The sequence below is a fragment of the Pseudomonas sp. S60 genome (assembly GCF_016647865.1).
Taxonomy (GTDB): domain Bacteria; phylum Pseudomonadota; class Gammaproteobacteria; order Pseudomonadales; family Pseudomonadaceae; genus Aquipseudomonas; species Aquipseudomonas parafulva.
Window position 1 is genome coordinate 25,770 of the sequence record NZ_JACVVH010000050.1, and the last position, 10,896, is coordinate 36,665.

Consider the following 10,896-nt stretch of genomic DNA (forward strand, 5'->3'; position numbering starts at 1 on the left):
TATGCGCGTTTAAAGGGAATTCAGAAACGCCAGCAGCGCAGCGCGCTGGTCGGCATCGAAAGCAAGTACGAAATCGCGGGCGGCCTGGGCTTCGCCGCCGTGCCATAGCACCGCCTCGAGCAGGTTGCGGGCACGCCCGTCATGCAGGAACTGGCTGTGGCCGGTGACGGTTTCACTCAGGCCAACGCCCCACAACGGCGGGGTACGCCAGTCCTGGCCATTTGCGGCGAACTCGGTTCGCTCATCGGCCAGGCCCGGGCCCATGTCATGCAACAGAAGGTCGCTGTAGGGGCGGATCACCTGGTTGGCCAGCTCAGGCTCGGCGGCGTCGGCGGCGGTGGTGAACTGCGGGGTGTGACACCCCTGGCAACCCGCCTGGAAGAACAGGTTCTTGCCCGCCAGCACCGCTGGCGAACCCACGTCACGGCGTGCCGGGACGGCCAGGTTACGGGCATAGAAGGTGACCAGGCGCAGGATGTTGTCGCTGACCTCCTTCTCACCGTCGGCGCCATCACCGTTGGGCGCCGCCAGGCAGTCGATCTGGGTTGGCGTGCAATCGTCGTGGGGCAGCAGGGTAGTGGTCAGGCCCATGTCACCGGCGAAGGCATGCACGTTTTGCTGGTTGACGTTGGGCTGGCCGGCCTTCCAGCCAAAGCGGCCGATCACGGTCTTGCCCTGGGCGTCGTCCCAGACCCGGTTGGCCCGCCCACGGATGCCGTTGCGGTCGCGATCATCGGGGTCTTCATTGGCCAGCAGGTCGGCCTCGGGAATCGCTTCCAGCAGGCCGAGGCCGATCATGGGCGGGGCTACCCGGGCGGAGAACCGCGTATCGGGGTGCATCACGCCGTAGCCGAGCTGGGTGATCTGCAAGGTCGGCTTGCGCAGCTCAACCTGATGGCCGTCCTTGAACGTCACGGTGCTGGTGGTATAGGTGACCCGCACTTTACCCTCAGGGGCTACCCCGGGGATCGCCATGTCCTGCAACTGGGTGCCATAGACCGGCTCTGGCACTACGCCCAGGCGCTCGACCACTTCGGCAAGGTAGGGCTGGTCGGGGATCGACAGGCGCACCAGCATGCCGACCGCGTTGCTGGCGTCCGGCTCCGGTGGGCGACCGCGGCCGTCGCGAACGTGGCAGTTCTGGCAGGCGTTGGTGTTGAACAGCGGGCCCAGACCGTCGCGTGCGGTGGTGGTGGACGGCGCGATGACCCAAGGGTTGCGGAAGAAGCTGTTGCCCACGGCAAAGTCCAGCCGCCGCTCACGGGACAGGTTGGCCGCAGGCATGGAGTAGGCATTGCGGTCACTGCGCAGTACGGTCGTCTTGCCACCCGACAGCGCTTCGCCGGGCTCGGCCTGGGTGAAACGCGGGGCGTCGTCACAGGCGGCAAGGGCAAAGGCCAGCAGCAAAGGGGCGCAACGGAACAGCGACAAGGACATGCAAGATCCTGGGCTTGAGCGAAAAACCGGCGTGCAAGCTTATCAGGCCCAGGATCATTGAATAAGAGCAATTTGCGTTTGCTCGATGAAATCCTTGTTCAGCCGGTCAGGCCATGAACAGCTGGAACTGCCTGCTCACCAGGCTGACGATCAGGTTCTTGTTGCCGCCATTGCGGTTGTCGCCGGCGATTTCGATGATGTCGTTGCTCGAGTAGTCCATGGCGGCTGCGCTGATGCACTTGATTGCATCCTTGTGGGCCGGCTGCCAGTAGTCCTGGAATACCCACACACTGGTTTCGGCAGCGGGGCCGAGGATCAACCGCAAGGCCTTGTGGTTTTCATCGGTGTTACCGACCCAGGGCACGGCAAGGGCACCGTTCCAGACGTGCTGGGCGCCGATGGCAAGGCTCTGGCTGCGGTTTTCACCGTCGATCAGGGTAAGGGTGTAGGGGGTGTTGTTGGCGATGGAGCGCAGGTAGGTGACGCTGGCCATGAGGCGTTTTCCTTCTACGGTTTTGGGTTGGGGCGTGGCAGGGGCGGTTCGGGGGCGCGGTAGACGTACGCGGCAAGTAGGGTGATTTCGTTGAAAGGTGGGGCCAGCTCGGCGGGTGCATAGCGCCCCATGGGCTGCAGGCCGAGGGTGAAGGCCACGGCTTCGAACATTCGCCGGTCGGTTTCATTGGGGTCGTAGAGGTAGATCTTGCCGGGCCGTGCGACCACGCGACACATCTCCTCTGCTACGGCGTGTGTGATCGGTGCGCCCATCAGGGTCACATGGGGCACGCTATGGTCGTCGATGGGAAACCTGGGGGCGTCGTATTCGTAGACCAGAATGAGGTTGGGGATGGGCTTGCCGGCAAACAGGCCGTTGGAGATGCGCTGGCCTGCCTTGTTGAGGTTGTAGGCGTTAAGGAACCCGGTTGTCAGGTCTTTGCCTTGAACGCGCTGAACGATGCGGCCTTCCCCCCAGACATCGAGAATCTGCAGCACAGTGCCTCCTAGTTGGCGAGTCGTGGACCTTGTGCAGCATGGGCCCTCGCCGCCGTGGCAGGCATCGGGAAGCATTGCCGCCGCCAACGAAAACGCCCGGCACATGGCCGGGCGTAGCGGTGAAGCACTGTTACCGGGTCAGAATTCGTGGTCAGCGGTGTCCGGGTTCAGGTTGGCGATGCCCAGCTTGCCTGCAGCCTGCTCGATGGCGCCGGTCTGCTTGACCAGGGCAGCGATGGCGTCACGCACGATCTGGTTGCCGGCGGTATTGTCGGCAGCGATCAGCTGGTCATAGTGCTCGCCCTTGAGGGCGTGGTCGACAATGACCTGGATCTTGGCTTCGGTGGCTTCCAGGTCGGCCTTGAGGGTGGCGTCGGTTGCCGGGTCGACCTTGGCGACCAGCGACGACAGGCTCGGGCCGGTGACCTTGGTGCCGTCCGGGCGGGTGTACTCGCCCAAGTAGACATTACGGATGCCCTTGGCGTCGTAGAAGTGCGAGTAGTGGGTGTTGTCGCTGAAGCAGTCATGCTCGTCTTCCGGCGAGTTGGCTTCCAGCGAAACCTTCATGCGCTCGCCTGCCAGTTCACCCAGCGACAGGCTGCCCATGCCGAACAGCATCTTGCGCAGGCCGTCGTTGGCGGGCTCTGCCTCAAGCTTGGCGCGGTAGTTGTCGGCCACGTTCGGTGCCCAGTTGCCGACCATTTCTTCAAGGTCGGTGACCAGCAGGTCGGTGACTGCCTTGAGGTACGCGCGGCGGCGCTCGTTGTGGCCGCCGGTAGCGCCCTGGCCTTCCAGGTAGTCGGAAGCCGGGCGGTTGCCGGCGCCCGGGCCGGTCCCGTTCAGGTCCTGGCCCCAGAGCAGGAACTCGATGGCGTGGTAACCGGTGGCAACGTTGGCTTCGGAGCCGCCCAGCTCGTTGAGGCTGGCCAGCTTCTCGGGGGTGATGTCCTTGACGTCGATCTTCTCTTCGCCCACCTGGATTTCAGTGTTGGCGATGATGTTGGCACTGGCAGCCGGGTTACCCAGGGCATGCTCGTAGCTCTTGTCGACGTAGTCGATCAGGCCTTCGTCCAGGGGCCAGGCGTTCACCTGGCCTTCCCAGTCGTCGATGATGGTGTTGCCGAAGCGGAAGGCTTCGCTTTGCAGGTAAGGGACGCGCGATGCAACCCAGGCATCCTTGGCGGCCTTGAGGGTGTCATCGTTCGGGTTGGCCAGGAATGCGTCCACGGCGCCCTGCAAGGTCTTGGCGGTGCTCAGCGAGTCGCTGTACACGGCGTACACCAGTTCGGCGTAGTGCTTGACCACGGCCTTGCCGGCGGCTTCGTCGACAGCCCCTGGCGCACTGGCAGAAGGGGTGGCGGCCGCGGGTGCCTGGGCTTGCGGCGCGGCGGCCTTGTTGTCCTTGCCTTCACCGCAACCGGCGAGAGCGATGGCAATGGCCAGCAGACTGGCAGAGGCCAGAGGCATTCGAATCATTATTGGTTTCCTGCGTCGTGTGGTTGGACCAGTGGGTGGGCCGTGCGCCGTGGCACGCGAAACCGCAACATCATGCGAAAGATTTGCATTTGCTGTAAAGGGCCAAGCGCGCAATTCATGTAAATGTGGGTCATGGGGTGTAACCGGCAGGCTCAGAGCACCGATAGCTGGTTGCGCTGAGCCTGTTTGAGGAAGTTGGTCAACTCGCGGGCCGACAGCGGCTTGCTGTAGTGGTAGCCCTGGCCCTCGTGGCAGCCCTGCGCCACGATGTAGGTCTCCTGCTCGGCGGTTTCCACCCCTTCGGCAATGACCTGCATGCCCAGGCTCTTGCCCAGCTGGATGATGGCCCGCACGATAGTGGCGTCGTCATCGTCGTCCAGCAGGTCCTGAACGAAGCTCTTGTCGATCTTGATCTTGTCCAGCGGCAGGGATTTCAGGTAACTGAGCGACGAGTAGCCCGTGCCGAAATCGTCGATGGCGATCAGCGCCCCTGAGCGGCGCAGGCTGAGCAGGTGTTGGGCGGCGGTGCTGATGTCTTCCATCAGGCCGGTCTCGGTCACTTCGAGCTCCAGGCTGCGCGGCGGCAGGCGGTAGGCCTGTAGCAGGTTGTTGACAACCCTGGGCAGCTCGCTGTGGTGCAACTGCACGGTGGACAGGTTTACCGCCATGCGCAGGTCGCCGAAGCCCAGGTCATGCCATTCGCGCAGTTGGCGGCAGGCCTGGTCGAGCACCCATTCGCCAATGCCGATGATGCTGCCATTTTGCTCGGCCAGCGGGATGAACTGGTCCGGCGGCACCATGCCCAGTTCCGGGTGCTGCCAGCGCAGCAGGGCCTCGACACCGACCACGCGGTGGTCGCGGTAGCTGATCTGCGGCTGGTACACCAGGTACAGCTGGTTGCGGGGCAGGGCCTCGCGCAGGTCCTTCTCCAGTTCGCGGCGCCGGCGCATCTCGCTGTCGACGCTGGCGATGTAGAACTGGTAACGGCTGCGTGAACGGGCCTTGGCCAGGGTCATGGTCTGTTCGGCTTTTTGCAGCAGCTTCTCGGTGCTGTCGCCGTCTTCCGGGAACAGGGTGATGCCGATGGTGGCCCGCAGGCGGATCTGCTGATGGTGATCGAGGTCGAACGGCACTTCGAGGTCGTCCAGGATGCTCTGCGCCAGTTCGGCCGCTTCGTAGGGCTGCTCGATGTTGGCCTGTACCAGGGCGAACTGGTCACCGCCCAGGCGGGCGAGGGCGCCCAGGCGGCCGCTGTGGGCGCGCAGGCGGTCAGCCAGGGCCAGCAGCAACTGGTCGCCCACCTGGTAGCTGAACTGCTCGTTGATGCCCTTGAAATCGTCCAGCCCCACGCACAACACGGCTACCCGGTGTTGCAGGCGCCCGCCATCGACCAGGATCTTGTCCAACTGCTGTTGCAACTGCTGGCGGTTGGGCAGGCCGGTGAGGAAGTCGTACTGGGCCATGCGTTGCAGGCTGTTTTCTGCCTCATGGCGCAGGTGGGTATTGCGTTCGATCGACGCCAGTAACTGGTTGGCGGTGTTCACCCACAGCCCCAGTTCGTTCTTTTCATGCCCCTTGAGCAGCGGGATCTGGTGCTGGCTTGGGCGGTCGGGGTTGATCTGGGTGAGGTGCTCGATGATCTTCGACAGTGGCTTGGTCAGCAGCCAGTGGTAGACCAGGTACAGCACCAGCCCCATGGCCAGTGCGCGCAGTACCCCCGAGATGAAGATGATCACGGCGTTGAGCAGGAAGTCCCGGCCATACGACGAGGTATCGAGGGTGATGTTCAGGTCGCCGTAGTATTCGCTGTAGGGGCCGCGGCCGACCAGTTGCGTGGTGTAGGTGCGCTCCTGGCCAAGAATCAGGTCGGTCAGCCAGCGCATGGGCGTGTCCCGCAGGGGGCGGGACTTTTCTGCCAGCATGGTTTCATTGGGGTGGCCGATGGAGGCCATGCGCACGGACTCGTCCTGGAACAGCCCCTCCATGACCTGCATGCCCATCTCCCGGTCAAGGCTGTACACCGCCTGGGTGGAGGGGTCGCGGAACATGTCGAGGATGCGCTGGGCATCATTGTTGACGGCCTGGCGGGTCTTGTAGGTGTCGTAGACGATCTGCGCGCAACTGAGCACGACGCCGACCGCTAGCGCCGACAGCAGCACGACCCTGAGCAACTTGACCGACAAGCTGTTCCGCAATTCCAGCTTCAATGGAGGTTATCCTTAATTCATGCGAATGGCATCATTTTGCCATCAACGATGACCATACACTACCGCGTGGCCACGAGCAGTGTATCGGTTGCCAGACCCTGCAACTTGAATGCGCTGTATCAATAATCCGGTGGTTTGATGTTAGCGTGCAATACGGCCTGAGCAAGCACAACCCTGCGTTGCAGCCGGCATGAAAAAACCCGGCGCAGGGCCGGGTTTCTTGTTCAAGGCTGAGGGGCTCAGGCCTTGAAGGTTTTACCTTCGAACTGCTCGGCAACGAATGCCCAGTTGACCAGGTTCCAGAACGCCTCGACGTACTTGGGACGCAGGTTGCGGTAGTCGATGTAGTAGGCGTGTTCCCATACGTCGCAGGTCAGCAGCGGGGTGTCGCCGCTGGTCAGCGGGCAGCCGGCGCCGATGGTGCTGGCCAGGGCCAGGGAGCCGTCAGCTTTCTTGACCAGCCAGCCCCAGCCGGAACCGAAGGTGCCAACCGACGTCTTGGTGAACTCTTCCTTGAACTTGTCGAAGGAACCGAAAGCGGTATTGATGGCCTCGGCCAGAGCACCGGTTGGCTGGCCGCCACCGTTTGGCGACAGGCAGTTCCAGTAGAAGGTGTGGTTCCAGACCTGCGCGGCGTTGTTGAAGATGCCGCCCGAAGAGCTCTTGACGATCTCTTCCAGGGTCTTGCCTTCGAATTCGGTGCCTGGGACCAGATTGTTCAGGTTCACGACATAGGTGTTGTGGTGCTTGTCGTGGTGATACTCCAGGGTTTCCTTGGAGATGTGCGGCTGCAGGGCATCATGGGCGTAAGGCAGCGGCGGCAATTCAAAAGCCATGGTGGATCTCCTGATTCAGGTCTAGTTCGCGGTTTGCGCAGGGCCGATCACGGGCGGCCCTATGAGCGTCGGCGAGTTTGTACTCTTTGCGACGCAAGGGCTGGATCATAGCACCAGCCCTGGCGCATAACCACGCAACAAACATAGGGATAAGAGGTTCCTGGGCGGTCGCCGGCTGGCGACCAGCGGTGAGCCTGCCGCTGGCAAGCCCACACGCATATGGGCTGGGCTTGCCGGCAACAGGGCCGTGGAAATCAGCTGAAGATCAACTGTGCGGCCACTGCGAACATCATCACCGCCACCATCAGGTCGAGCATGCGCCAGGTGGCCGGCCGCGCCAGCCACGGCGCCAGCCAGGCCGCGCCTACGGCCAAGGTCGAAAACCACAGCAGTGATGCGCTGGCTGCCCCGGCGACATAGGCGCCGGGGGCGGCCTGCTGTGCGCCCAGTGAGCCGATCAGCAACACGGTGTCCAGGTAAACGTGAGGGTTCAGCAGGGTGACCGCCAGGGCACTGAGCAGTACAGCGCGACGTGAGCGCATGCCCTGGCCCTGCTGGTGCTGCAGGCTCTGTTTCGAGCAGGCGCTGCGCAGTGCCTTGGCCCCGTACCACAACAGGAACAGCGCACCACCCCAGCGGGCGACGGCCAGCAAGGTCGGGTTATGCGCCAGCACCGTCGCCAGGCCGAATACCCCGGCGGCCACCAGCAGTGCGTCGCAGACAATGCACAGCGCGGCCACTGGCAGGTGGTGTTCGCGGCGCAGGCTTTGTGCCAGGACGAATGCATTCTGCGCGCCAATGGCCATGATCAGGCCGAAGGCCACCAGCATGCCGTTGAGGTAGCTTTGCCACATGGTGATTACTCCGTAAAAGATGCTGGCTATTGTGATTTGCGACGCTGTATAAGAAAAACCAATAAAGCTCATCACTCATTAGGAAAATCGATGTTCGACTACAAGCTGCTGGCCGCGCTGGCTGCGGTGATCGAACAGGGCGGGTTCGAGCGCGCAGCCAGCGTGCTTGGGTTGTCGCAGTCTGCGGTGTCCCAGCGCATCAAGCTGCTGGAGGCGCGGGTGGGGCAGCCAGTATTGGTGCGCGCTGCACCGCCCAGCCCGACCGAGGTCGGCCGCCAGTTGCTGAACCACGTGCAGCAGGTGCGCCTGCTGGAGCGTGACCTTCAGCGCGAGGTGCCGGCGCTGGACGAAGGCGGCGTGCCGGAACGCCTGCGCATCGCGCTCAATGCCGACAGCCTTGCCACCTGGTGGGCCGGCGCGGTCGGCGACTTCTGTGCCCGGCACAACGTGTTGACCGACCTGGTGGTGGAAGACCAGGATGTGGGCCTGAAACGCATGCGCGCCGGTGAGGTGGCTGCCTGCCTGTGTGGCAGTGAACGCCCGGTGGCCGGCGCCCGCAGCCTGGCATTGGGCGCCATGCGCTACCGTGCGCTGGCCAGCCCTGCGTTCATTGCGCAACACTTCCCGCAGGGTTTCGACACCGGCCGCCTGGCACGCACCCCGGCCATCGTCTACGGCCCCGATGACTTCCTGCAGCACCGGTACCTGGCTTCCCTGGGTATCGAAGACGGTTTCCTGCACCACCTGTGCCCATCGTCGGAGGGTTTTCTGCGCATGACCGAGGCCGGCCTGGGCTGGGGGCTGGTGCCTGAGTTGCAGGCCCGTGAGCAGCTGGCCGCTGGGCAACTGGTGGAAATTTGCCGGGATACCCCCATTGATGTGCCGCTGTACTGGCATCATTGGCGCACGGGCGGGCAATTGCTCGCGCAACTGACTGACCACCTGCGGCACACCGCCCGGCAATGGTTGGTGCCCTTGTAGCGGCGGCTGGCGTCAGTTGCTTCTGAAATCTGGCAAGACGGAGTGTTACATGCGAATTCTGGTCACTGGCGCGAGTGGCTTCATCGGCGGTCGTTTCGCGCGCCACGCCCTGGAGCAGGGCCTGGACGTACGGGTCAGTGGCCGGCGCGCCGAAGGGGTGGAGCACCTGGTCAGGCGGGGTGCGCAGTTCATCCCCGGCGACCTGGGCGATGCCGAACTTGCCCGCCGCCTGTGCCAGGGCGTGGAGGCTGTGGTGCACTGCGCCGGCGCGGTGGGTAACTGGGGGCGTTACCAGGACTTCCACCAGGGCAACGTGGTGGTGACCGAAAACGTGGTCGAGGGCTGCCTGAAGGAACATGTGCGGCGCCTGGTGCACCTGTCGTCTCCGTCGATCTATTTCAATGGCCGCTCGCGCCTGGACATCCGTGAAGACCAGGTCCCGCGACGCTTCCATGATCACTACGGGCGCACCAAGTACCTGGCCGAACAAAAGGTGTTCGGCGCGCAGGAGTTTGGCCTGGAGGTGCTGGCGCTGCGGCCGCGCTTTGTCACCGGCGCAGGTGATGCCAGTATTTTCCCACGGCTGATGCAGATGCAGCGCAAGGGCCGCGTCGCCATTATCGGCAATGGCCTGAACAAGGTGGACTTCACCAGCGTGCACAACCTCAACGAGGCATTGTTGAGCGCGCTGTTTGCCGATGGCCGGGCGCTGGGCCAAGCTTACAACATCAGCAATGGCCACCCGCTGCCGCTGTGGGACGTGGTCAACTACGTGATGCGCCAGATGCAATTACCGCCGGTGACGCGCTACCGCAGCTACGGGCTGGCCTACAGCATGGCCGCGTTGAACGAGGCTGCTTGCCTGCTCTGGCCCGGGCGCCCGCAACCCACGCTGTCGCGACTGGGCATGCAGGTGATGAGCCGTGATTTCACCCTGGACATCAGCCGCGCCCGCCAGTACCTGGATTACCAGCCCAGGGTGAGCCTGTGGACGGCATTGGATGAATTCTGCACCTGGTGGAAGCATCAGCCGCCCGGCCAGTGAACCGGGCGCTGTGATGATGGTCATCAGAGCGCCGTGCGAGCGGTTTATACTTCTGTCTCTTTGCTATCTGTTTGGTTGAAGCCCCATGCGCAACGATGCTCACGACGATTTCGATGATGTGCCCCCTTTGCGTGCCGGCACGCCGGATGATGATGAACTGCTGCCAGCACATGTTTCACGCAGCCGCCAAAAGGCCGCGAAGCCTGCGAGCAACGCGCCGCTGTGGGCGTTGCTGGGGGCTGCGTTCATTGCGTTGGGTTGCCTGGGCTGGTGGAGTTTCCAGCAGATCTCGCTGATGGAGCAGCAACTGGTGGCTACCCAGGAAAGCTTTGCCCGTATCAGCGAAGAGGCTGCTGGGCGCTTGCAAGCCATCAGTGGCAAGGTCGAGGCCAGTGAGTCTTCCAGCTCCAGCGGCAGCGAGGCGCTGAAGCTGCAGATTCGTCAATTGCAGGCAAGCCTTGCCGAACAGGGTAAACAGCAGCAGGGTGTGGCGGGCCAGGCAGGTGACCTGGGCAAGCGCCTGGAGCAGGTGCTGGCCGATACCCGTGAGCAGCAAAAGGCGGTAAGTGAGCTGCAAACCCAGTTGCAGGCGCAACTCAAGGCGGTGAACGGCGAGCTGGCGGCGTTGAAGTCCGGGCAGCTGGATGGCGGCAAGGTCGATGGGCAACTCAAGAGCTTGAGTGACGAGGTTGCGGCGCTCAAGAAGCAAGGCAACCCGAAAGCCGCCATCGAGAGCCTTGAGCAGGATGTACTGGTGCTCAAGAGCCAGCTGGACGGCCGCGCGAATTCAAGCGCGGGCAGTGGGGCTTCGGTACAGGAGTTCGATGCATTCCGTGGCCAGATGACCCGCAATTTCAACAACGTGCAAAGCCAGTTGCAGAACCTTCAACAGCAAATCAACGCTACCCCCCGGTAGGGGCGATCGCGACGGGCTGCAACGCAGCTCCAGCGGTTTCGGGTTCGATCATAAAGTGTTGGGGGCGCTGCGCACCCCATCGCGAGCTTCGCTAGCTCCTACGGGGGGAATATGTACGTCCCCTGTAGGAGCGACCGCAGGTCGCGATGGGCTG

At 63.4% G+C, this 10,896-nt stretch carries 10 protein-coding genes; 3 read left to right on the forward strand and 7 right to left on the reverse strand.

The window, feature by feature from the left end; translation table 11 throughout:
• Nucleotides 1–9 precede the first annotated feature (9 nt).
• From IAE33_RS20685 to IAE33_RS20715, 7 genes are all read right to left on the reverse strand, one after another.
• Nucleotides 10–1,437 (reverse strand): di-heme oxidoreductase family protein, encoded by a 1,428-nt coding sequence (locus IAE33_RS20685; protein WP_201164886.1) that lies wholly within the window; start codon nucleotides 1,435–1,437, stop codon nucleotides 10–12.
• A 106-nt stretch (nucleotides 1,438–1,543) separates the two neighbouring features.
• Entirely contained in the window at nucleotides 1,544–1,930 is a 387-nt protein-coding gene (locus tag IAE33_RS20690; protein WP_028635153.1) for a hypothetical protein, read from the reverse strand.
• A gap of 14 nt (nucleotides 1,931–1,944) precedes the next feature.
• A complete protein-coding gene (locus IAE33_RS20695) occupies nucleotides 1,945–2,427 on the reverse strand; it encodes a hypothetical protein (RefSeq protein WP_201164887.1) in 483 nt (160 codons plus the stop codon).
• Nucleotides 2,428–2,565: 138 nt separating this feature from the next.
• A complete protein-coding gene (locus tag IAE33_RS20700; RefSeq protein WP_028635151.1) occupies nucleotides 2,566–3,903 on the reverse strand; it encodes an imelysin family protein in 1,338 nt (445 codons plus the stop codon).
• 152 nt (nucleotides 3,904–4,055) lie between these two features.
• On the reverse strand, nucleotides 4,056–6,110 hold the full coding sequence (locus IAE33_RS20705; protein ID WP_201164888.1) for a putative bifunctional diguanylate cyclase/phosphodiesterase: 2,055 nt from the start codon (nucleotides 6,108–6,110) through the stop codon (nucleotides 4,056–4,058).
• Between the two features lie 239 nt (nucleotides 6,111–6,349).
• Nucleotides 6,350–6,946, reverse strand: coding sequence for a superoxide dismutase (locus tag IAE33_RS20710; protein ID WP_028635149.1), 597 nt, complete (start codon nucleotides 6,944–6,946; stop codon nucleotides 6,350–6,352).
• Between the two features lie 254 nt (nucleotides 6,947–7,200).
• Nucleotides 7,201–7,800, reverse strand: a complete 600-nt coding sequence (locus tag IAE33_RS20715; protein WP_060482486.1) for a LysE/ArgO family amino acid transporter — start codon at nucleotides 7,798–7,800, stop codon at nucleotides 7,201–7,203.
• Between the two features lie 90 nt (nucleotides 7,801–7,890).
• On the opposite strand from IAE33_RS20715, the gene IAE33_RS20720 reads away from it, so the two are divergent.
• The 3 genes from IAE33_RS20720 (at nucleotide 7,891) to IAE33_RS20730 (ending at nucleotide 10,742) form a co-directional block, all read left to right on the forward strand.
• Complete coding sequence (locus tag IAE33_RS20720) at nucleotides 7,891–8,781, forward strand: LysR family transcriptional regulator ArgP (protein ID WP_201164889.1); 891 nt, start codon at nucleotides 7,891–7,893, stop codon at nucleotides 8,779–8,781.
• A 49-nt stretch (nucleotides 8,782–8,830) separates the two neighbouring features.
• Nucleotides 8,831–9,826, forward strand: coding sequence for an NAD-dependent epimerase/dehydratase family protein (locus IAE33_RS20725; protein WP_201164890.1), 996 nt, complete (start codon nucleotides 8,831–8,833; stop codon nucleotides 9,824–9,826).
• A gap of 85 nt (nucleotides 9,827–9,911) precedes the next feature.
• Nucleotides 9,912–10,742 carry an ATPase gene (locus IAE33_RS20730; protein WP_201164891.1) on the forward strand — a complete coding sequence of 277 codons (831 nt, stop codon included), beginning with the start codon at nucleotides 9,912–9,914 and terminating at the stop codon, nucleotides 10,740–10,742.
• The last annotated feature ends 154 nt before the right edge of the window (nucleotides 10,743–10,896 follow it).